Annotated in this window: 16 protein-coding genes; 3 read left to right on the top strand and 13 right to left on the bottom strand. The window is 57.8% G+C overall.

Annotated elements, in window-relative coordinates; genetic code table 11:
- Positions 1–212: 212 nt before the first annotated feature.
- The 6 genes from SH410x_RS03350 to SH410x_RS03325 all read right to left on the bottom strand — a co-directional run bounded on the left by SH410x_RS03350 (position 213) and on the right by SH410x_RS03325 (position 5,944).
- Complete coding sequence (locus SH410x_RS03350; protein WP_473674607.1) at positions 213–1,331, bottom strand: DegT/DnrJ/EryC1/StrS family aminotransferase; 1,119 nt, start codon at positions 1,329–1,331, stop codon at positions 213–215.
- Positions 1,328–2,122, bottom strand: a complete 795-nt coding sequence (locus SH410x_RS03345) for a class I SAM-dependent DNA methyltransferase (protein ID WP_473674605.1) — start codon at positions 2,120–2,122, stop codon at positions 1,328–1,330. Before SH410x_RS03345 ends, SH410x_RS03350 begins: the two co-directional genes overlap by 4 nt.
- Positions 2,115–2,702 carry a cupin domain-containing protein gene (locus SH410x_RS03340; protein WP_473674603.1) on the bottom strand — a complete coding sequence of 196 codons (588 nt, stop codon included), beginning with the start codon at positions 2,700–2,702 and terminating at the stop codon, positions 2,115–2,117. The genes SH410x_RS03345 and SH410x_RS03340 overlap by 8 nt, the downstream gene beginning before the upstream one ends.
- A gap of 66 nt (positions 2,703–2,768) precedes the next feature.
- Complete coding sequence (gene gmd / locus SH410x_RS03335) at positions 2,769–3,773, bottom strand: GDP-mannose 4,6-dehydratase (protein ID WP_473674601.1); 1,005 nt, start codon at positions 3,771–3,773, stop codon at positions 2,769–2,771.
- A 154-nt stretch (positions 3,774–3,927) separates the two neighbouring features.
- The gene (locus SH410x_RS03330; RefSeq protein ID WP_473674599.1) at positions 3,928–4,884 is read right to left on the bottom strand and encodes a GDP-L-fucose synthase family protein; all 957 of its coding nucleotides are present in this window, start codon (positions 4,882–4,884) and stop codon (positions 3,928–3,930) included.
- A 55-nt stretch (positions 4,885–4,939) separates the two neighbouring features.
- Positions 4,940–5,944 (bottom strand): GDP-mannose 4,6-dehydratase, encoded by a 1,005-nt coding sequence (locus tag SH410x_RS03325; protein WP_473674596.1) that lies wholly within the window; start codon positions 5,942–5,944, stop codon positions 4,940–4,942.
- 187 nt (positions 5,945–6,131) lie between these two features.
- Here SH410x_RS03325 and xylA point away from each other — a divergent pair, with 187 nt between their 5' ends.
- Positions 6,132–7,451, top strand: a complete 1,320-nt coding sequence (gene xylA, locus SH410x_RS03320) for a xylose isomerase (protein WP_473674594.1) — start codon at positions 6,132–6,134, stop codon at positions 7,449–7,451.
- Between the two features lie 182 nt (positions 7,452–7,633).
- Here the strand turns inward: xylA and malQ are convergent, their stop codons facing one another.
- Positions 7,634–9,184, bottom strand: a complete 1,551-nt coding sequence (gene malQ, locus SH410x_RS03315) for a 4-alpha-glucanotransferase (protein WP_473674592.1) — start codon at positions 9,182–9,184, stop codon at positions 7,634–7,636.
- 559 nt (positions 9,185–9,743) lie between these two features.
- On the opposite strand from malQ, the gene rpoB reads away from it, so the two are divergent.
- Entirely contained in the window at positions 9,744–13,463 is a 3,720-nt protein-coding gene (gene rpoB, locus SH410x_RS03310; protein WP_473674590.1) for a DNA-directed RNA polymerase subunit beta, read from the top strand.
- Between the two features lie 232 nt (positions 13,464–13,695).
- Positions 13,696–17,982 carry a DNA-directed RNA polymerase subunit beta' gene (rpoC, locus tag SH410x_RS03305; RefSeq protein ID WP_473674588.1) on the top strand — a complete coding sequence of 1,429 codons (4,287 nt, stop codon included), beginning with the start codon at positions 13,696–13,698 and terminating at the stop codon, positions 17,980–17,982.
- 164 nt (positions 17,983–18,146) lie between these two features.
- Here the strand turns inward: rpoC and SH410x_RS03300 are convergent, their stop codons facing one another.
- From SH410x_RS03300 to rplA, 6 genes are all read right to left on the bottom strand, one after another.
- Entirely contained in the window at positions 18,147–19,382 is a 1,236-nt protein-coding gene (locus SH410x_RS03300; protein ID WP_473674586.1) for an MFS transporter, read from the bottom strand.
- An 863-nt stretch (positions 19,383–20,245) separates the two neighbouring features.
- Complete coding sequence (gene hisI, locus SH410x_RS03295) at positions 20,246–20,656, bottom strand: phosphoribosyl-AMP cyclohydrolase (protein ID WP_473674584.1); 411 nt, start codon at positions 20,654–20,656, stop codon at positions 20,246–20,248.
- Entirely contained in the window at positions 20,653–21,663 is a 1,011-nt protein-coding gene (locus tag SH410x_RS03290) for an NADPH:quinone reductase (RefSeq protein WP_473674582.1), read from the bottom strand. Before SH410x_RS03290 ends, hisI begins: the two co-directional genes overlap by 4 nt.
- A gap of 346 nt (positions 21,664–22,009) precedes the next feature.
- Positions 22,010–22,423, bottom strand: coding sequence for a 50S ribosomal protein L7/L12 (gene rplL, locus SH410x_RS03285; protein WP_473674581.1), 414 nt, complete (start codon positions 22,421–22,423; stop codon positions 22,010–22,012).
- Between the two features lie 77 nt (positions 22,424–22,500).
- Complete coding sequence (rplJ, locus tag SH410x_RS03280) at positions 22,501–23,028, bottom strand: 50S ribosomal protein L10 (RefSeq protein ID WP_473674579.1); 528 nt, start codon at positions 23,026–23,028, stop codon at positions 22,501–22,503.
- 93 nt (positions 23,029–23,121) lie between these two features.
- Complete coding sequence (gene rplA, locus SH410x_RS03275; protein WP_473674577.1) at positions 23,122–23,799, bottom strand: 50S ribosomal protein L1; 678 nt, start codon at positions 23,797–23,799, stop codon at positions 23,122–23,124.
- Between the last annotated feature and the right edge of the window lie 93 nt (positions 23,800–23,892).

Here is a 23,892-nt window from a genome sequence, read left to right as displayed (position 1 = left end):
AGAACCAGCATCGAAAGAACCCTCGCGACAGTCAAAGACTACCCTATCGGCAAGGTTTCGCGGGCAAAATCATGGGTAGCCCATCGAGGTATACCCCTGCCAGACCAAATCTATGGGTTTTGCGGTTTGAGAGGCGCCGATTGTCAACCGACGGCTCCGACCGCCGGGAGGCAAGGGAGCGTCTGACAACCCAGGCGGGCGGAGCCGTCAGGTTACATGGATTGGCTAAGGCAATCATGCAGGGCCGCGGCGACATCCCTTTGATCATTTGCCGACAGTCCCAGACCGCTGGGGATATAGAAACCTCGCCGGGCGAGTGACTCAGCGACCGGATAGGACTCGCCCGCGAACAGGTTCAGCTTGCTGAACACGGGTTGTTCGTGAACGGGCCAGAAGAAGGGGCGAGTGCCGATGCCTTGGTTTGCCAATTGCTGCATGAGGTGCGCCGCATCCCCCGCTATGGTTGTGCCGAGCACGATGCCGAATACCCAATAGATATTCTCAGCGTAGTCGGTCGTCGCCAGCGGCAATTCGATGCCGGCGATGTCGCATAGGGCATCCTGGTAGGCAGTGCCCATCGCTCGTTTGCGACGGACGTGCTCGTCCAGGCGTTCGAGCTGAGCCAGCCCGACGGCTGCTTGCATGTTGGTCATCCGGTAGTTCCAGCCGAGTTCCTCATGGACAAAGCGTCGTCCAGGCTGGAAGCAGAGGTTTCGCAAACGGCGACAATGCTCGGCGACGTCGTCGTCATCCGTCACGACCATGCCGCCTTCGCCGCAGGTGACGTGTTTGTTCGGATAGAAACTGAACGTGCTCATCGCCCCGAAACTACCGCACGGGCGACCGCGATAGGTTTGACCGTGCATCTCCGCGGCATCTTCGATCACGATCAATCCGTGACGCTCGGCAATTTCCAATAACGGAGTCATGTCGACGGGCAGGCCGTAGAGATGGACGACAAGGATCGCTTTGGTATGCGGCGTGATCCTGGCTTCGATCTGGCCAACATCCATGTTCCAGGAACGAGGTTCGCTATCGACTAGCACGGGGACGCCTCCCGCCCTGACCACCGACGCGGCGGGCGAGATGATCGTGAAGGTCGGCATGATGACTTCGTCACCAGGACCAATCCCTGCGGCGGCCACAGCGATATCGAGTGCCCCCGATCCGTTTGCGCACGCGATACCGTGCTTGCGCCCCACCGTCTCGGCGAAGGCTTGCTCGAACCGCGCCACAAACGGCCCTTCGCTGCTGATCCATCCACTGTCGATGCACTCAAGCAGATAATCTCGTTCGTTGCCGTCGAGCAAAGGCGTGTTGACGGGAATCACAGGGAACCTTTCGGAATGTTTTTGCGGGCGATGAAAGTCACGCCCCAAGTATGCTCCGACGGAGCTTTGCCGGTCATCCACTCTTCGCTGTGAATCATCTCCAACCCTGACTGTTCGGCGATCAGTTCGAGTTCGAGCGGAAAGTAATACCGCATGGGATGATGCTCAGCAAATTGCTCGACCGTGCCGGAGGCCTTGTCCGTGACGAGCATCGTGTAGTGAACGTCGACACGGTTGGCATAGGTGTCGATGGTGGGCTCGGCGATCCGCAGCACACCAATGGACTCATCTTCGAGTCTTTTGACTCGCACGGCGGGTTGCTGCGCAAGCACGGCGGGCCCGTACCAGACATCAAACACAAAGCAGCCGCCGGCCCCCAAATGGTGGCTGGCGGTCTGAAACATGTTCAGGATATCCGCGTTGCTGACTTGGTAGCTGGCTACGTGAAACAGCGAGATGACCGCATCAAACTGCCGGTCGATGCGAAAGTTCCGAGCGTCCCCCTGATGAACGGCAAACCCCAATGGGATTCCAGCGGAGGCAATCTGCTGCGCCCGTTGCCGAGCGATCTCCAACATCCGCGGGCTCAATTCCACGCCCGTCACCTGCAAACCGCTGGCCGCCAGCAATTCGGCATGGCGGCCCGTCCCCGAGCCCAGTTCGAGAAGCGACTTTGCCGCGGGGTGAAACCGCCGCAGTAGCTCACCGACGTAATCCGCTTCGCCCTGGTAATCCTTATCCTGGTAGAGCAGATCGTAATAGCGGCTGTAATTATCGAAAAGCTCAGCCATTGAGTTTGATCTTGTCGGCGGCGATGGGCTCGAATCGCGTCTTGTCCTGGTCACCGCAGTAGGGTCCCTGTTTGACTTCAATCATCTCAGTAGGCTCGAGCATTTCAAAACCATGTCCACCGGCCGCCAACAAGAGCACATCGCCGGTGGTGACCACGCGGCTTTCGAGATAGTGGCGTCCATCGGTGAAAAAGTCGACGCGAACCTTGCCTGATTTGATGAACAAGACTTCTTGCGTCCACACAACGGCTCGCTCTACCGGATTATGAACATGGGGTTCGATCGTGTAGCCAGCCGGTCGATTCATATAACCGAGCTGCTGCGAAAACATATCCGGCGTGAAGAACTCGATACCTTCCTTCTGAAAGCTCGACCGAATAATGATCCCAATCGTTTGGTCGATATGCTTGATGGTTTCAATCATAAAATGCTGCGGGGACGCGAAGTTCGGAAATGGATCAAAAGATGCGACCGCGAGGCAATAAAGCGTACCGAGCCCAAGGTGGCTACCGTCGCCAGACGTGGCTAACCGTCGCCGGACAGCGGAACCCACGTCCTGGCGAACATCGTTACGATCCAACTAGATTGCTGGTTCAGTACGATCGAAATGCCCCCCGAGTTTCGGCGGGACGACTCGTTTTTTTGGCTACTTGGCTGCTTCCTGCTTGGCGAGCTCCATATCACTCTGGATCATCAACTCGGCGAGTTGACGGCAGCTCGTCGTCGGTTCCCACCCCAGCTTCGCCTTGGCTTTGGAATAATCTCCGAGCAACAAATCGACTTCGGCGGGGCGGAAGTAGCGTGGGTCGATCTCGACGTGTTTCTGCCAATCCAAATCGAGCGATTCGAAGGCATAGTCGAGGAAGGTGCGAATGGTCTGGGTTTCGCCCGTGGCGAGGACAAAATCGTCGGGTTCATCGTGCTGGAGCATCCGCCACATGCCGTCGACGTAATCTTTGGCGTAGCCCCAGTCCCGCTTGGCGTCGAGGTTGCCAAGAAACAGTTTATCTTGCAGGCCGAGTTTGATCCGCGTTGCCGCACGTGTGATCTTACGAGTCACGAAGGTTTCGCCCCGGCGTGGCGACTCATGATTGAACAGAATCCCGTTGCTGGCGAATAAATCGTATGACTTACGGTAATTCACGGTCTGGTGAAACGCGTAGACCTTGGCACACGCGTACGGGCTCTGCGGGCTGAAGGGGGTCGTTTCTGTCTGGGGTGTCTCGACGACGTCGCCAAACATCTCACTACTGCTGGCCTGGTACACCCGTGTCGGCTTGGATTTATTGAGCTGCCGGGCGGCTTCGAGCACGTTCAGTGCGCCCACACCAGTGGTTTGGACGGTGTAGGCGGGCGCATCAAACGAGACCCGCACGTGCGACTGAGCACCGAGATTGTAGATCTCGTCAGGTTGCACATCGAGCACCAGATTCGTCAGGTTTTGACCGTCGGTGAGATCCCCATAATGCAGAAACATCCGCGTGCCGGCTTCGTGAGGGTCGCGATAGATGTGGTCGATACGGTCGGTATTGAAGGTGCTCGAGCGGCGCACGACGCCGTGCACGGTGTAGCCCTTTTCAAGCAGCAACTCTGCGAGGTACGAGCCATCTTGACCGGTGATGCCAGTGATTAACGCAACTTTGGAAGACATGAGAGAAAGGGTTCAAAGAGGAGGAACAGGAGGGTTCAGGGTTCAGGGTTCAGGGTTCAGGGTTCAGGGTTCAGGGTTCAGGGTTCAGGGTTCAGGGTTCAGGGTTCAGGGTTCAGGGTTCAGGGTTCAGGGTTCAGGGTTCAGGGTTCAGGGTTCAGGGTTCAGGGTTCAGGTTGCGAGACGCCAGAAACGATTGGTAGGTGGCGTGCAGACCTTCGTCGAGGTCGATACGGGCGTACCAACCGGTGGAGTTGATGAGTGTCGTGTCGGTGCGTTTGACGGGGGTGCCGTCGGGCTTGGAGGGATCTTGAACGATTCGGCCCTGGTACCCCACCACGCCGGCGATCTTCGTTGCCAACTCGGTAATCGTCAGATCGGTGCCGCTACCGACGTTGACCCAATCCGGTGGCTCTGGCAAGCCGATCAAGTGCACAATCGCCCGGGCCAGGTCGTCGACATGGAGGAACTCGCGCCGCGGAGTGCCCGATCCCCACACACTGACCAGAGGATCGCCATCGCGTTTGGCGGCATCAATACGGCGGATCAAGCCGGGAATCACATGCGAGTTTTCAGGATGGTAGTTGTCCCCGGGCCCGTAGAGATTGGTGGGCATCGCAGAATGAAACAGCACCCCGTATTGCTGGCGATAGTACTGACAAAGCTTCAGCCCCATAATCTTGGCCAGCGCGTACGCTTCATTGGTCGGCTCGAGCGGACTCGACAGAAGACTGGACTCCGCAATCGGCTGGGGAGCGTTGCGAGGATAGATGCAGGTACTGCCCAGGAACAGGAATCGCTGGACCCCGTGGCGGTATGCGGCGTCGATGGCATTGGTCGCCATCGTGGTATTTTGGAAACCGAACGCGGCCGGGTAGGTCGCATTGGCGTGAATCCCACCGACTTTCGCGGCAGCAAACAGCACACAATCAGGCTTCTCCGCAGCAAAAAATGCGTTCACCGCAGCCTGGTCACAAAGGTCGAGTTCGGCGTGAGTACGCGTGACAACCTGCGGCGGCGACTCCGCCGTCGCAGCGACCGCAGCGAGTTGGCGCAGGACGGCGCTGCCAACCATACCACGATGCCCCGCAACGAAGATTTTTTGAAAAGACATGAATGAGAGCGAGAAGGAAGAAGAGGGAAAAGGGAGGGCTCGGGATTCAGAGAAGCTAGTCGCTGGTCGCTAATAGCTGCCTACGATCGAAATCGACCATTCGCTCGGCGAGCTCTCGACAGCTGTTGGGTGGCTGCCAGCCGAGCTTTTCAATCGCTTTCGACGGGTCCCCGCACAAATCCGCCACATCCGTCGGCCGGATGAACTTGGAGTCCGCGACCACGTAATCCCGCCAATCCAGATCGACGTGAGCAAATGCAAATTGCAAGAAGTCCGCGACCGAGTGCGTACGACCGGTCGCGATCACGTAGTCGTCCGGCGTGTCCTGCTGCAACATCATCCACATTGCCGTGACGTAGTTTTGAGCATCCCCCCAATCCCGCCGCGCATCGAGGCTACCGAGCCGTAGCTCAGATTGTCTGCCCAGAGAAATCGCCGCAGCGGCGCGTGTGATCTTGCGAGTGACAAAGGATTCGCCCCGACGTGGTGACTCGTGATTGTAACAAATCGCATTGCACGCGAAGCAACCAAACGAGCGACGATAGACCTGGACCATCTGCGTCGCAAACGTTTTCGCGACGCCATAAGGTGTGACCGGACGCATGGGCGTCAGCTCATTCTGCGGCGAAATATCCGGGCGTCCGAAGATTTCACTGCTACTGATGTGCAACAACTTCGGCTGCTTATCCAGATCGCGAATCATCTCGAGTAGCCGCAGCGTGCCCATGGCCGTGAACTGACACGTCGATTCAGGGATCTCGAAACTCAGTCCCACGTGGCTTTGACCTGCCAAATGGTAGATTTCGTCCGGTTGCGTTTTCACCAAGATCCGGCGGATGGTGGTGATGTCGTCAAGGTCGCCGTAGTGCAGAAACAGCGAACGCTCGTAGATGTCCTTGTTGCGAAACAGCGAATCCAGTCGGGTGCGGACCGTGTTACTGGTCCGGCGAACCAGCCCATGGACGACATAGCCTTTTTCCAACAGCCACTCGGTGAGGTACGAACCATCCTGGCCGGTGATGCCGGTGATCAGAGCGACTTTCGAAGTGGGGGAGGGCATAGGATTCAGAATTCAGGGCCGCGGAGTTGAGAGTTGGCAGCTAATTCGCTCCCCTTGTCGCAGGGGGGGACTGGGCCGATATTAGTCGGCCTACGGCTGAGATTGTGCCGTATGACCATTTTTAGCAGATCGGCACGCAGTCGCCGCCTGCTCCACATTCAATACCTTTACAACCCCGAAAATCGCGATGACCGCTTTTCCCGACGTACCTGTCATTCAATACGAAGGCCCCCAAAGTGACAATCCGCTTGCATTTCGTTGGTACAACCCCGAGGAAGTGGTCGAGGGCAAAACGATGCGCGAACATTTGCGATTCAGCATCGTCTACTGGCACACGTTCCGTGGCACGGGCAGCGACCCGTTCGGCCCCGGTACCGCCCTGCGACCCTGGGACGATGGCAGTGAGAGCGTCGACAACGCGAAAAAGCGAGCTGTCGTCGCCTTCGAACTGTTCACCAAGCTGCAGGCGCCTTACTACGCCTTCCATGACCGCGACGTTGCTCCCGAAGGCGATTCGCTAGCAGAAACGCACGCGAACCTGGACGCGGTCGCCGACGTGCTGGCCGAACAGCAAAAAGCAACGGGCGTCAAACTGCTCTGGGGCACCGCGAACATGTTCAGCAATCCCCGATTCATGCATGGTGCGGCGACATCATGCAACGCCGATGTGTTTGCCTATGGCGCCGGCCAGGTCAAAAAGGCGTTGGAGGTGACACATCGCCTCGGTGGCGAGAACTACGTGTTCTGGGGAGGCCGGGAGGGCTACCAGAACCTCTACAACACCGACATGAAACGGGAGCTCGACCATCTCGCCAAGTTCCTCCATATGGCGGTCGACTATGCCAAACAGATTGGTTTCACCGGCCAGTTCCTGATCGAGCCGAAGCCCAAAGAGCCGACCAAGCATCAATACGACAGTGATGCCGCGGCATGCATGAATTTCCTCCGCAGCTACGACCTGCAAGATCACTTCAAGCTCAACCTTGAGACCAACCACGCGACGCTCGCCGGGCATACGATGATGCACGAGCTGGATTATGCGGGGATGCAGGGCGCCTTGGGCAGCATCGACGCGAACACAGGTGACATGCTGCTGGGATGGGACACCGATCAATTCGGCACCGACTATTACCTGACCGCTCAAACGATGCTGATGATCCTCAAACATGGCGGAATCGGTAGTGGCGGCGTGAACTTCGACGCCAAGGTACGGCGTGAATCGCACGAGCCGATCGATCTGTTCTACGCCCACATCGGCAGCATGGACGCGTACGCGAAGGGCCTGAAGATCGCTGCTGCCATTCGCGAGAGCGGCGAACTCTGCGACTTCGTCAAAAATCGCTACGCGAGCTGGGACGAGGGCATCGGCGCTAAAATCGAAAGCGGCGAAGTCGGCTTCGCTGAGCTGGAGAAGTACATGCTCGACAAGGGTGAAGTGACCGCCAACACCAGCGGACGCCAAGAAATGCTCGAAAACATGTTCAACAAGTACATCGATCGAATATGAGCCGCCTAGCATGAAGTGACATGGCGACGCCGCGTCGAAACGCGTGCCCACACCGGGCCGCGCCTCGTTGGCGCGCCGGGCTCACGGGCGATACTCACACCGTTTTCGGATACCAACTTATCCGCGGGCCCTTCGATCCCCCTCGCTTTTCCAGCAGGGGGTAAAGCTGCAAATCGCCCCGCTTACCGGCCTGCTCGCTGGGTGAGCGTTTTCAACTTGTCGGCCAGGTCCGCGCTGATGGCGTCTTCACCCATCCGCCACGTCCAGTTCCCAGCCGCCTGGCCGGGAATGTTCATCCGTGCAGCGTTGTCGAGTCCGAGCAAGTCCTGCATCGGAATGATCGCAATGCTGCTGTGTGACTGCAGCACCGCGTCGATCAATTGCCAATGCACTGGCTCTCCGGGCGGATGCTCGTGGGTTGCAATCCACTGATCGAGCGGATCCGGCGACGATGGCTTTCGCTTCTTCAGCCAGCCGACGAGCGTGTCGTTGTCATGCGTGCCGGTATAGGCAACCGAATCTTCCGGGAAGGTATTCGGTCGATGAAAGTCGTCTTCGATTCGGTCGAACCCGAACTGCAGCACTCGCATCCCGGGGAAACCGAGCTGTCCGCGAAGCTGGTGCACCTGTTCCGTGATCAGCCCCAAGTCTTCAGCGATAAACGGCAGTTCGCCGAGCGCCTCCCGGGCGGCGTCAAACGGCTTGGCACCGGGGCCTTTCACCCAAGTCCCCGAGACCGCCGTCCGGGCCGTCGCGGGCACTGCCCAATAGGCTTCGAAACCACGAAAATGATCCACTCGCAGTAGATCGAACTGCCGCATTGCTTCACTAAAACGCTCGGTCCACCAACGATAGTGCGTCGCCTCCAGGGCGTCCCAATTGTATTGCGGGTTGCCCCACAACTGCCCGGTCTTGCTGAAGTAATCCGGGGGCACCCCAGCCACCAGTGTCGGTTTGCCGGCCTCGTCAACCGCGAACAGAGACTGGTTCGCCCACACGTCGGCGCTCTCATGGGCGACAAAGATCGGCATATCGCCACAAATTTGAATATTCCGTTCGCCCGCGTACTGCTTCAACGCGTGCCACTGGCGATCAAACACAAACTGCTTGAACTTCGAGAAATGAATCGCTTCGGCGAGTTCCTCGTCCCAGTGCGCCAGGGCAGACACCTGCCGCGTGACAAGTTCGTGGGGCCACTGAGACCAATCCGCATCCCCGAGTCGCCGCATCAAAGCTTCAAAACGCGAAAACTCGTCCAACCATTTGGCGTGTTTTTTGCTAAACGCTAGCAGGGGCGCACGCAGCGGATGCGACGCGGTGTTCTGGAATCGCTCGAACGCGAGGCTCAGTGCGACTTCTTTGTGCACGGCGACGGCGGGAAAGTCGCAATGCCGTTGGGGAGCCGAGGACGCCGACTTCGACTCGCCTGCAGCAGCGTCATGGGGGACCGGGGCAGGGGGCATCTGCGCCAGGTCCGCGTCCGTGAGCAGCCCATCGTGAACCAGCCGAGGCACACTGATCATCAACGGATTGCTAGCGAACGCGGAGTACGCACTGTAGGGTGAATTGCCCTCCGCAGGCGGTGAAAGCGGTAGAATTTGCCATACTTTCTGGCCTGCCGCGGCCAGAAAATCAACAAAGCGGTAGGCCGGGTCCCCAAGATCGCCCGTCCCATAATCTCCAGGCAAACTGGTGATATGCAGGAGAACACCGGAAGATCGAGTAAATTTCATGGCGGGGTATCAAGATGAATGAACACGGACGATAAAAACGGAAGCAACTTGACATGAAAGAACGCGATATCAGGCCATGGTCAGCTCTCGCGGAGAGAGCATCGCGGTCGACTAGAGCACAAACGGGACCAAAATCAGCGTGTTGCCCTTTGCGAAACTGGAAAATAGGGTTACATTTCAGTTTCGACTATCGCCACCCGGTATCCCACAACGCGCGCCCCGACCTCTGCTGCCTTTTCTCTCCGGATGCAAACTTCTCGTGGAATTGTGCCCTCCACGGCAAGCCTGATTCATTTCGTGAGAGGTTTTCGTTTCCATTTCCCGCCAATTACCGCTTGGTAAGTTGGCCGTCATGGGACCGATTCGGCTATTTTTGTAGAGTTTGACCCGCAGTGTGACTCCCCGCACAAGATTATCGCCGGTTTCGATAGCCAAACTTAAGTTTAGTCATCTCACTCGTTTCCGACGTTGAATGGAACTGGCCGCAACCAAATGGTGGCAGCTCCTGGCTCGGACGCGTGGTGATTTTGTTCTTCCCCGCGAAGGAGCTTCCCTCTCGATGGCAACCACCACTCAGCGTCGACTCGAGCCCACCAGTATCCGTAAATTTGGAACCGGCCTTGGCCAGTTCGAATTGCCGGACCTCACTGCCCTGCAAACCGAATCCTATTCTTCGTTCCTGCAAGCCGATGCGGCCAGCACAGAGCGAAAGAATCAAGGGCTGGAGTCGGTGCTGAAGGAAATTTTCCCGATCAGCAGCTATGACGGCAATACGACGCTGGAGTATCTCCGTTACGACCTCGGCAAGCCTCGCTATACCATACAAGAGTGTCGTCAACTCCGCTTGACCTATGGACGTCCTCTGCGGGTTTGGTTGCGATTGAACCGGGAAGAGCCGATCGAGGAAGAAGTCTATCTCGGCGACCTACCGATCATGCTCGGTGGCGGAGAATTCGTGATCAACGGTGCCGAACGCGTCGTCGTCAGCCAGCTGCACCGCAGTCCTGGTGTCGACTTCGTGCTGGAGCAAGACACGACGACCGACCGCAAACTGCCCTCCTGTCGCGTGATCCCCGAACGGGGTTCGTGGATCGAGGTGAACGTTACGAAGAAAGACTCCTTGACGGTCCGCATTGACCAGAGCGGTAAGTTCCCCGCCACGATGCTGCTGCGAGCAATGGATCCGAAGTACAGCACGGACGCGGAGTTGCTCGAAGCATTCTACGAAACCAAGACCATTAAGATCTCCGGCGGCAGCGATGCGAGCCTGCTCGAGAATAAAATCTGTGTCGACGACGTCGTGTATCCCAGCGGTCACGAACGGGCTGGTGAAATCATTGTCGAGCCCGGCCACAAGATCAGTGCCGAGCTGGCGGAGATCATCTGCGCCGCCGATGTCAAAAGCGTCGAGGCGATGGACCTACCGAAGGTCCCATTGATCTTCCACACACTCGCCGAAGACACGACGGCGAGTCACGAGGAAGCATTGCTGCGGATTTACCAACGTCTGCGCCCGGGCAACCCGCCGCAATTGGAAAAAGCTCGCACGCTGTTCCAAGAGAAATTCTACGACGCGAATCGTTATCGCCTGGGTAAGGTCGGGCGTTTCCGGCTTAACCGTAAACTCGGCCAGAACGTCAGCGAAGACGTGATGACGCTGCGTCCGGACGACATGATTTCGGCAATCCGTTACCTGATCGACCTGTTCGACGCCGACAGCGATGCGGAGATCGACGACATTGACCACTTGGGCAATCGCCGGTTGCGGACCATCGACGAGCTCGCCAGCGAAGAACTCCGCAAGGGCTTCTTGAAACTGCGGCGCACCGTGCAGGAGCGTATGAGTGTCAAAGATGCTCAGGACATGACGCCCCGCAGCCTGATCAATCCCAAGAGCGTTTCGGCGGCGATCGATTACTTCTTCGGTCGCGGCGAACTGTCTCAGGTCGTTGACCAGACGAACCCACTCAGCCAACTCGCTCACGAACGCCGCTTGTCGGCACTCGGCCCAGGCGGCCTGAACCGCAAGCGTGCCGGCTTCGAAGTGCGTGACGTTCACATTTCGCACTACGGTCGGATCTGCCCGATTGAGACGCCCGAAGGTACGAACATTGGTCTGATCAGCTCGCTCGCCATTTTCGCGGGTGTTGATGATTACGGATTCTTGATCACTCCATTCCGCAAAGTCATCGACGGCAAAATCAGCGACCAAACCGTGTGGTTGCGTGCGGACGAAGAAGGCGAATCGTACGTCGCTCCGGCCGATACCGAGGTGAAGGACGGGGCCCTCGTTCCCGGGCCTAACTTGATCGCTCGGTTCCGTAGTGACTTCGCAATCGTGCTGCCCGATCAGGTCAGCTATATGGACGTTGCACCGGCCCAAATGGTCGGTGTGTCGGCTGGATTGATCCCGTTCCTCGAGCACGATGATGCAAACCGCGCATTGATGGGTTCGAACATGCAGCGGCAAGCCGTGCCGCTGCTGGTGGCCGAACCTCCGATCGTTGCGACTGGCATGGAACGCGAGGTCGCGAAGAACAGTGCCATGGTCGTGCGTGCTCGCCGAGCCGGCAAAGTGACGTACGCCGATGCGACCCGCATCGAAGTCGGTAGCGATCACTACACAATGAAGAAGTACCAAGGGCTGAACGAACGCACCTGTCAAAACCAAAAGCCACTCGTGACGGTTGGTGACAAGGTTGAGAAGGGGCAGATCATCGCTGACGGTGCTGCTACCCGACTCGGCGAACTCGCCCTCGGACGCAATGTCCTGGTCGGCTTCATGTCCTTTGACGGGTTCAATTACGAAGACGCGATCATCATTAGCGAAGAACTGGTTCGCAACGACACCTATACCTCGATTCACATCGAGGACTTCGACGTCGAAATTCGCGAAACCAAGCTCGGTCGCGAAGAGTTCACTCGCGACATTCCGAACGTTTCCGAGAAAGCACTTCGCAATCTCGACGACAGTGGGATCGTGCAAACGGGGACCTATGTCAAACCCGGCGATATTCTCGTCGGCAAAGTCAGCCCCAAGAGCAAAACAGAACTCACGCCCGAAGAGAAGTTGCTGCACGCGATCTTTGGTCGCGCGGGTGAGGATGTTAAGAATGATTCGCTGGAGGTTCCATCGGGAATCGAAGGCATCGTGATCGACACGCACAAGTTCTCGCGGCGGATGAGCCTTGGTGACGACGAGCGAAAGGCGTTCGAGAAAGAGCTGAAACAGCACGAGACCGAAGGCAACGAGGCGATCGCAAGCACGTTTGAATCGTTGGTACGCGACCTCGAAGAAGCCGCTGGGACGAAACTCAAGGACGCCACCGGGACTCCTTTGGCCGATGGTCAAGATCCCAAGTTCGTCGCCGAACGTGCCACGAGTTTCCGCTTCGACCAGGTCCTCGACCAAGTCCCCGGGTCGAAAAGACCCGATGTCGAGAAGGTCTATGCGGCCCAATGGCAGAATGTCGAAAACGAAATCGACGAGCGCGACCGCAAACTCAACGCCATGAAGCGTGGTGATGAACTTCGCAGCGGCGTGCTGCAGATGGTCAAGGTCTACATCGCGACCAAGCGGACGATCAGTGTCGGTGACAAGATGGCCGGTCGTCACGGTAACAAAGGTGTGATCGCCAAGATCCTACCGATTGAAGACATGCCCTTCCTGCCGGATGGGACGCCGATCCAAATCATGCTCAATCCGCTCGGCGTGCCTTCGCGGATGAACGTGGGACAGATTTTGGAAACGCACCTCGGTTGGGCGGGAGCTAAACTCGGTTTCCAATCGATCACCCCGATTTTCGACGGTGCGGTCGAAGCGGAGATCAACGACTGCTTGGCCGAAGCGGGCTTGCCCGCCCACGGCAAGATTCGCTTGACCGATGGTCGGACGGGCGAACCGATGGAGCAGGAAACGACCGTGGGTTACATCTACATGCTGAAACTGCACCACCTTGTCGACGACAAGGTCCACGCTCGCAGTACCGGACCTTACTCGCTCATCACTCAACAGCCACTCGGTGGTAAGGCACGCTTCGGCGGTCAGCGTTTCGGTGAAATGGAAGTTTGGGCACTTGAAGCATACGGTGCCGCATACATCCTGCAGGAACTGCTCACGGTCAAGAGCGATGACGTCGAAGGACGTACCAAGATCTACGAGTCGATGGTCAAGGGTGAGAACACCCTCGAAGCTGGCACGCCCGCCAGTTTCGACGTGTTGACCAACGAAATTCGCGGTTTGGCCCTGAACATGCAACTCGAGAAGAGACCGATCTAGCCGCGTCCGCGGCCAGTTCCCGGCCACACGCGTTTCGCTGCTTGCGATCCGCGTGGGCTATCCGGTGAGATTGCATCTTCACTTAAAACAGTTTGACGTCGGGCTTCGCCTGACTCTATCGCGACCAAGATCGCTTGAAACCTTCCACTCCAAATCGCTCAACGCTTTTCACACCCGGCAATGACCGGAGAAATGGCGAAGAGCTAAAAGCTAATAGCTAAGGGCTTCTTTCATGTCAGTTGGCGAAACCAGTAACTACGATCGCATCAACGATTACGCGTCGGTACGCATCTCTTTGGCCCGTCCTCAGGACATCAAGAGTTGGTCGTTCGGCGAAGTCAAGAAACCTGAAACCATCAACTACCGTACCTACCGTCCTGAGAAAGACGGCCTGTTCTGCGAACGTATTTTTGGCCCTGAGAAGGACTGGGAATGTGCCTGCGGCAAATATCGCGGCATGAAGTACAAGGGCATGATCTGCGACCGTTGCGGCGTCAAGGTCACGCACTCACGCGTTCGCCGTAAACGGATGGGTCACATCGAGCTGGCCGCTCCCGTCGTGCACATCTGGTTCTTCAAAGCGATGCCCTCGCGACTGGGCAACCTGCTGGCGATGAAGACCAGCTCGCTCGAAAAGGTGATCTACTTCCAAGACTACGTCGTCATCGATCCAGGCGAAACCGACCTGGAATCGCTACAACTGCTCACTGAAGAAGAGTACCGCGCCGCCCGCCAGCAGTACGGGCACGGCTCGTTTGAAGCCGACATGGGTGCCGAAGCGGTTCGCAAACTGCTCAACAAACTTGACCTCGTTCCGCTCTCCGAGCAGCTCCGTATCGACCTCGCCGAAACGGGTAGCAAGCAGAAGAAAAAGGACCTGATCAACCGACTCAAAATCGTCGAGTCGATCCGTGACAGTGACAACCGTCCGGAGTGGATGGTGCTCGACGTGATCCCCGTGATTCCGCCCGACCTGCGCCCACTCGTGTTGCTCGATAGCGGCAACTTTGCCACCAGCGATCTCAATGACCTGTATCGCCGGATCATCAACCGCAACAACCGTTTGCGTAAGCTCGTCGATCTGAACGCTCCGGAAGTCATCATCCGCAACGAAAAGCGGATGCTGCAACAGTCCGTCGACGCGTTGTTCGACAACAACCGTTGCAAGCGTCCGGTGCTCGGTTCATCGAACCGGCCATTGAAGTCCTTGACCGATATGATCAAGGGGAAACAAGGTCGTTTCCGGGAAAACCTGCTCGGCAAACGCGTCGATTACTCCGCACGTAGCGTGATCGTGGTCGGCCCGCGACTGAAACTGCACCAGTGCGGTTTGCCCAAGAAGATCGCGCTCGAACTGTATCAGCCCTTCATCATCCGTCGCTTGAAAGAACTCGGTCACGCCGACACCATCAAGTCGGCCAAGAAGATGCTCGAGCGCAAAGACGAAGAGGTGTGGGATATCCTCGAACAGGTCATCAAGAATCACCCTGTGATGCTCAACCGTGCTCCGACGCTGCACCGGATGGGGATCCAGGCATTCGAGCCCACCCTTGTCGAAGGGAACGCGATTCACTTGCATCCATTGGTTTGCAAGGGCTTCAACGCCGACTTCGACGGTGACCAAATGGCCGTCCACTTGCCGCTTTCAATCGAAGCTCAAGTCGAAGCTCACACGTTGATGCTCAGTACCAACAACGTGTTTGCACCGTCCAATGGTAAGCCGATCATGAGTCCTTCCCAGGACATCGTCATGGGTTGCTACTACATGACCGTGGAGCTGCCCGGCCGCAGAGGCGAAGGGATGACCTTCAGCGGTTACAACGAAGTCGATTACGCACTTTCCCAAGGCAAGGTGGAGCTGCATACCAAGATCAAGATGCGTTTGCCGAAGTTCCAAAAACTCAAGACCGATGACGAATCGGGGGTCTACGGGGCGACCATCAACACCACCCCAGGCCGCGTCCGGTTCAACGAAATGCTTCCCGACGGGATGGATTTCTACAACCGTGCAATGCGTAGCGGTGACCTGGCGAAATCGATCAGCGATTGCTACCAGCGTCTCGGCCGCAAACCGACCATTCACCTGCTCGATGATATGATGCAGATGGGCTTCCGCGAATCCACCTGCAGCGGTTTGTCGTTTGCAACGGATGACCTCGTCACGCCCGACACCAAGCTGAAATTCATCAAGGACGCTGAAAAGACGGTCATGAAGCACAAGAAGGCTTATGACCGTGGTTTGATGACTGGTAAGGAACGCTATAACCAAGTTCTCGATGCCTGGACGCATGCTCGCGAAGCGATCACGGCGGACATGATGACTGCCATGGAAAACGACATTCGCGAAGGCGGTTGGTACATCAACCCCGTGTTCTTGATGTCGCACTCGGGTGCACGGGGCGGTATCGAGCAAATCCGGCAGCTTGCCGGGATGCGGGGTTTGATGGCCAAGCCTACCGGCGAAATTATCGAAACGCCCATCAAGGCAAACTTCCGCGAAGGCCTCTCGGTGCTCGAGTACTTCTCGTCCACTCACGGTGCTCGTAAGGGCTTGGCCGACACGGCGTTGAAGACGGCCGACAGCGGTTACCTGACCCGGAAACTTGCTGACGTCGCGCAAAACGTCGTCGTCACGATGCACGACTGTGGGACGACCCAAGGCATCACCAAGAGTGTTGTCTACCGCGGTGAAAAAGTCGAAGTGTCTCTGGCCGATTCGATCAATGGTCGGGTCAGCCTGAAGGCGATCGTTAACCCCGTCACCGATGAACTCATCGTCGACGCGACCCAAATGATCACGCCCGAAATCGCTCGCAAGATCGAACAGATGGGACTGGAGAAAATCCAAGTCCGCACGCCGATGGCCTGCGACGCACCCCTCGGGGTGTGCCGTTCATGCTACGGCATGGACATGGCAACCGGATCGATGGTCGAAGAAGGCATGGCCGTTGGTATCATCGCCGCCCAGTCGATCGGTGAACCCGGCACGCAGTTGACAATGCGGACGTTCCACATCGGTGGTAGTGTGACCAAGCAAGTCGAAGAGTCCGATATCAAGTCGGCACGCGACGGGGAAGTTCGCTTCACACGCATGAAAGCGGTGACGAATACCGAAGGCCGCGACGTTGTGTTGACGCGTAATGGCCAAGTCATGCTGGTCGACGATCGTGGTCGTGAAATCGAGTCGTATGACATTCCGACCGGGTCGACGCTGATGGTCAAGGAAGGCGACCAGGTCGTCTCCGGCCAAGTCCTCTGCGAGTGGAACCCGTACTCGATTCCAATTCTCTCGGAAGTGACCGGTCGAATTCGTTTTGAAGACGTTGTCGAAGGCGAAACGATGCGGGTCGACCGCGAGGCCAGCGGTAACCTGCGGATGGTCATCATCGATCACAAGGGCGACCTGCACCCGCAGCTCGTCATCGAAGATGGCGATGGCCGGGCGTTGCACGCCCAGTACTTGCCCGAACGAGCCACGATCTCCGTCAAGGAAGGTGAGGAAGTCATCCCGGGTGCCGTGCTCGCGGAAATGCCGCGTGAGACCGGCGGTGTGTCCGACATCACGGGCGGTCTGCCTCGAGTGACCGAGATTTTCGAAGCTCGTAAGCCGAAAGACCCTGCTGTGATCGCGGAAGTCGACGGCGAAGTCGAAATCTTGAGCGAACGTAAACGTGGTAAACGTACGATTATTGTCCGCAGCGATTCGGGCATCGAACGGGAACACCTCGTGCCTCACGGTAAGCACTTCCTCGTCCACACGGGCGACATCGTCAAAGCCGGGCAAGCACTCGTCGACGGAGCCTTGGTTCCTCACGACATCCTGCGGGTGACCGGCGAAGAAGCCGTGCAGCAGTACCTGCTGCACGAAATCCAACAGGTCTATCGTAGCCAACGCGTTGAGATCAACGATAAGCACGGCGAGATCATCATCGCCCGCATGTTGCGTAAGGTGAAGATCGAATCGGCCGGTGATACCAACTTGCTGCCCGGCAGCGTGATGGACAGGTTCCACTTCCGCCGTGGCAACCAAGAAATGCGTAACTGCGTGAAGATCGCTAACCCAGGTGATACCGATTACACCGAAGGCACCATCGTACCGAAGGAAGCGTTCGAGCAAACCAACGCGGAAGTCGAAGCGATGGGTGGTGTGACCGCCAAGGGCAAACGCTGCAAGAGCGCGACCGCGAGTACCCAGCTACTCGGGATCACCAAGGCGGCCGTGCAGTCGAATAGTTTCATCAGTGCCGCGTCGTTCCAAGAAACGACCAAGGTGTTGACCGAAGCTGCTCTGGCAGGCAAGGTCGACAAGCTCGTTGGCCTGAAGGAAAACGTTATCCTCGGTCACCTGATCCCGGCCGGTACCGGTTTCCGAATCTTCCAAGAGTCGGAAGTCAACTACCGTCGCGAAGCCCTGGAAGAACTCGCCGCGACCCCCGTGTCGGCGCTCGAGGAATCCTTCCCACTGTTGGGTGGCGGCGGCGAGACAGCCGAAGCCGGTGCATCGAGCAGCGACAACTGATCGACGTTCCCTGTATTTCATGCCTCCCCCGCCGCATCGCGTCGGGGGAGGTTTGTTTTGCTACACTGCCGCGAGCAGCGAGTAGGGCCGGTTCCTACCGACCACATGCATTCGTTGCTCGTTTTGATCGGCCACGTGGGAGGGGAGGGCCGGTGGAACGGGACCTACCTGGTTGGAGACTCGAGCTTCGGCAAAAACGCAGTGATGATCCCCATCAATGGTAAATAGGCACACAGCTGGAAAACGTTTGCGAGGCTCGTGTGATCTGCCCACGCGCCGAGCAACGCCGCTGCGATCGCACTGATCCCGAATGCAAATCCAAAGAACAAGCCTGCGACCGCGCCCACGCGCCCCGGTAACAACTCTTGTGCGAACACGAGAATCGCAGAGAAGGCCGATGCCAAGATCACGCCAATGAAGACCGTCAGCACAATCGTTCCGACCAATCCCGCATGGGGCAAAGCGAGTGCAAAGGGAGCGACACCCAGAATCGAGAACCAGATCACGACCTTTCGCCCAAACCGGTCTCCCAGCGGACCACCGGCGAACGTCCCCACCGCCACTGCGAACAAGAACGCAAACGAACAGAGCTGCGACTGCTGCTTCGTCACGCCGAACTTGTCCTCCATGTAGAGAGCGTAGTAGCTAGTAAAACTCACCAGATAAATGTACTTCGACAAAACGAGTGCGACCAATACCCCCATGGCGCCGGTGACCTGGCGGCCGGTGAGATAGCTGTGTCTTTGCGGTTTCGACGAAATACCATTTGCCGCGCGACTGGCGAGCTTTCTGTGATACCACGCGCCCACCTTCGTCAGGACGATGATTCCCACCAACGCGAGCAGTGCAAACCAAGCGATCGAGCTTTGGCCAAATGGAAAAATGATCGCAGCGGCCAGCAGGGGCCCCAACGAAGTCCCGAAATTCCCGCCGACTTGAAACAACGACTGCGCGAACCCATGCCGTCCCCCCGCGGCCAGATGCGCCATCCGCGAGGCTTCGGGATGGAAAATGCTCGACCCCATGCCGATCAGTGAGGCTGAAGCCATCAACGTGATCAGCGATCTCGCCTGCGAAAAAAAGAGCAAGCCGATGAGCGTCAATCCCATTCCGATCGCCAGCGAGTATGGCTTGGGCTTGCGGTCGGTGTACATGCCCACGAAAGGCTGCAGTAATGACGCGGTGAGCTGGAAGGCGAACGTGATCAGTCCAATGTCGCCGTAGCTCAGTTGCAGCGAATCTCGCAACAATGGATAGGTTGCCGGAATCAACGACTGAATGATATCGTTGAGCATGTGAGCGACGCTAATCGCCCCGAGCACCGTCAAAGCAGTCTGCTCGATCGCCGGAGGGGACTGGGGAGAATCGCTTGACGCGACTGCGGCGGTGGAAGTGTTCATGCGTGGATTGGGACAGCATTCTGTCGCAGCTTTACGGATACCTGGTAAGAAATTGAATCCTACGATTTGATTGAGCACCTGCCCACGCCGAAGGTTCGCATCAAGTAGAGCCGCTTCCCACCGGCCACAGGCGTTGGTTACTCCACTCCGCTCGGTCACGCGGGAGGGCATGCCCGGTAGAACCCGCTGGCGACGTTGCCATCAAGTAGGGCCGGTTCCCACCGGCCGCAGGCGTTGGTTACTCCACTCCGCTCGGTCGCGCGGGAGGGCATGCCCGGTAGACCCCGCTGGCGACGTTGCCATCAAGTAGGGCCGGTTCCCACCGGCCCAGGCGTTGGTTACTCCACTCCGCTCGGTCGCGCGGGAGGGCATGCCCGGTAGAACCCGCTGGCGACGTTGCCATCAAGTAGGGCCGGTTCCCACCGGCCACAGGCGTTGGTTACTCCACTCCACTCAGTTACGCGGGAGGGCATGCCCGGTAGAACCCGCTGGCGACGTTGCCATCAAGTAGGGCCGGTTCCCACCGGCCACAGGCGTTGGTTACTCCACTCCGCCCAGTTACGCGGGAGGGCATGCCCGGTGGAACCGGCCCTACGGAACTAACCCGCTGGCGACGTTGCCATCAAGTAGGGCCGGTTCCCACCGGCCGCAGGCGTTGGTTACTCCACTCCGCTCGGTCGCGCGGGACGGGATGGCCGGTAGGAACCGGCCCTACGGGACCAACCCGCTGGCGACGTTGCCATCAAGTAGGGCCGGTTCCCACCGGCCACAGGCGTTGGTTACTCCACTCCACTCCACTCCACTCAGTTACGCGGGAGGGCATGGCCGGTAGAACCGGCCATCCTTTCCTGCGCCCGGCATTTTCAGCCGTACACATCGGCGGGGTTCACCAGCCGCGGTTCCTGAATCTGAATCGATTCGTCCGCCTCAACATTTCGGAAAAAGCAGCTCGCGTAGCCTTCGTGGCAGGCGGCGCCGGTTTGCTCGACGTGCAGCAAGATGGTGTCGGCGTCGCAGTCGACCTGGACTTTCTGGACGATCTGTTGGTGACCACTTGTTTCCCCCTTACGCCATAGCTTGCCGCGCGAGCGACTGAAGTACACCGCGCGGCCGGTCCTGATCGTCTCCGTCCACGCTGCCTCGTTCATCCACGCGAGCATCAACACCCGACCCGAGCTTGCGTCTTGGGCAATCGCTGGCAGCAGTCGATCGCCGCTGGCTTCGCAGGACACTCCTGCGGCGAAGTTCGGTATGGAAGCAGGTGACTCGCTCATGATCTGCTACTCTCGCTGTTGACAACCACAATCTTGCCACACAATCGATCGCTATCGCCGAGCGTAGCGGCCTCTTGTAAACGATGCGCTTCGGCAGTTTGATCGAGCGCGAAGCGAGCCCCGATATTCGAGTGGATCTTTCCGGTCTTGAGCATGCGGGTAAGCTCTTCGGCAGCGGTCCGCATTTCGATCGGCGTCGCCTTGAACATCACAAACCCGTGCAGCGAACACTCTTTGACATAGAACGGGCCGACCGGGAACGGAGGCTGCGCATCACGTCCAGCCATCAGCACCATCCGACCCCGCTCAGCGAGCATCTCGATCGCTGACGCGAAATCAGGTTCACGGCGGGTTTCCCAGAGCACATTCACGCCCTGAGGATCAAACCGCCGCACCTGCTCGGCAATGGATTGTGTCTTGTACAAGATGACCTCTTCGGCACCGAAGCTGCGGACCAATTCAGCTTTCTCTTCGCTGCCAGCGGTCGCAATCACGCGGGCGCCGTGGGCGGCCGCCATCTGCACGACGAGCGAGCCAACGCCACCGCTACCGCCAATCACCAAGACCCGTTCGCCCGGCTCCAACGCAGCTTCTCGAAATAGGCCGAGGTGCGCTGTCACGCCCACAAGCGCACACGCGGCGGCGTCCTCAAATGAAACTGCCTCTGGCAATCCGTACACCCACTTCTCATCGACCGCGATCTTCTCGGCAAAGGTACCCTGGCGTCCCAACAAACCCTGGTTGGTTGTCCATACACGATCACCAACCGAAAAACGCCTCACCCCGTTCCCGACCGCTTCGACAACCCCCGCAGCATCGCAACCGGGGAAATACGGTGACGGTAGGTCCATCGCGATAACGCCACCGCGGAGGTAGGTATCAATCGGATTGACACAGCTCGCTTCAACACGGATCAGGACTTGATCGCCGCAGACCTGTGGATCGGGAACGTCGCCGAATTGGATTGCATCGGGTGATCCCGTGGCGGTGATGAAGGCGGCTTTCATAAGATGTCATGCCTTGGAAATGAGTGTCCATCGCTTGGGGCGATTGTCCCGAGCGAACAAATCGGTCTTGGGCGGGGCCTGGTCCTAGCGGACCACCTCAAGGGAACGGAACGCCTTGCGTGCCAACGCGTCTCCGAGGCCTCGCGGATCGTTGGGCTTCGAATTCCCAGAGCTGAAGCCCCAAGTGCATACGGGAATCGCTCCGCGACTAAACAAGAGAGCACAGCTAGACAACGCAGCCTGCAGTGAACAATCTCTCACCGCACCACTAGCGCAGCAAAAAACGCTCACCGAATGCGATTGATTCGGTGAACGTTCGATTGGGTTTCCGAAACCACCTGTGGAACTACTTGAGTTCGACAGAACCGCCGGCTTCTTCGACTTCGGCTTTGATCTTCGCTGCGTCTTCTTTCGAGACAGCTTCTTTGAGGGTCGCAGGAGCGGATTCGACCATCTTTTTGGCTTCCATCAACGAAGCGCCAGTGATGTTCTTGACAACCTTGACGACGTTCAGCTTCTTATCGCCGAAGCTGGTCAGGATGACATCAAATTCGGTTTGCTCAACCGCTTCGGCTGCGCCACCGTCTCCAGCGGCTGCCATCATTACAGCGCCACCGCCGGATGCTGGCTCGATGCCATGCTCATCCTTGAGGTAGTCGCTCAATTCTTTGGCTTGCTTCAGGGTCATGTTGGCGATCTTGTCGCCTAGTTCTTTGGCTTCGGCGCTGTATTCGGCGACCGCAGTTGCTTCATCGGACATGTCAAACTACCTCAAAAACGAAAAAGGTGATTCGGAAAAGTTGAATTGGGAAAAACTCGGGTGAAATGAAGGCGTCGTTACGACTCGTCGCCTTCGCCCTTGCTCTTGATTTGGCTGTTGAGCGTACGCCCAGGACCGAGCAACGCACCACTGAGGTTGGCACCCGGCGAGAGAATCTGGCCGACCAGCATCGAGACTTGCTCTTCGCGGCTAGGCCACTTGCTGATTGCCTTGACACCATCGGAGTCGAGACGCTCGCCATCCATGACACCGCCAGTGGCGGTAAAATCCTCATATTTATCGCTGTCTTTATCCAGCCGCACGACTTCTTTGACGAGCGAGACAAAGTCATCCGCACCCCACATCACTGCGACTTGACCACGTGTGTCATCGAATGCAGGTGCGAGTGTGGACCCTTCGGTTGCTCGACGGGCCAGAGAGTTTTTAACAACCATCATCTGGATGTTTTTCTCACTGAGCTCGCCACGCAATTCGTTGGTGGTATTCGCGTCCATGCCGGTGTAGGTCACCAACACGGCATCGGAGACCCCATCGAATCGACGCTTCAGGTCACGGGTGACCAGCTCTTTAACGTATTTACTCATTTGATTTTTTCGCTGACGAAACTCATTACCGCGACAACGCGTGGCTGGGCTGAAACTTTAATTCGCCGATCCTTCTCGATCGCAATCGGCGTTTTAGGTAAGGACTCGGACGCTGGGGGTCATCGTTGCACAAATGGCAACGCCTTTAATGTACGTGCCCTTGATAGATTGGGGCTTCATTCCAGAGATATAGTCGACGAATGCGGTGATATTCTCTTCGAGCTTTTGCGATTCGAAGCTCATTTTACCGACCATCGCATGGACGTTTCCGCCCTTGTCATTGCGGAATTCAACCTTACCGGCTTTGTATTCACCAACAACTTTACCGACATCGGCGGTCACTGTTCCCGCACGCGGACTGGGCATCAGGCCACGAGGGCCGAGCACGCGACCGAGTGGGCCGACTAAACCCATCATGTCAGGGGCAGCGATACAGACGTCAAAATCGGTGAAACCGTCTTTGATTTTCTTAGCCAGGTCTTCTTGACCGACTTCATCCGCACCAGCGGCTTCGGCAGCCTTAGCTTGATCGCCCTTGGCGAACACGACGACGCGTTGCGTCTTGCCGATACCGTGGGGAAGGACGAGCGAACCGCGAATGATCTGATCCGCTTGATTGGGATCAACGCCTAAACGCATATGAACTTCGACGGTTTGGTCGAACTTCGTGGCGTCATAGGTCTTGAGCGTCTCAACCGCTTTGGGCAGCGGCTGAAGCTCTTTCGGTTGTTTAGCGAGCGCGGAGCGATACCGCTTAGATTGTTTTGGCATATTGGTCACGACTCTTGGTGTCGGGTGGTTCGGCGAAACAACTCGGGCTCTTCCGTCAGAAGCCGGAAATGGCTGCTAATGAGCGAGCGGTCA

This window comes from Rhodopirellula sp. SH410, assembly GCF_055811895.1.
Note: the sequence above shows the minus strand (reverse complement) of the source record. Positions and strands in the feature narration are given on the sequence as shown.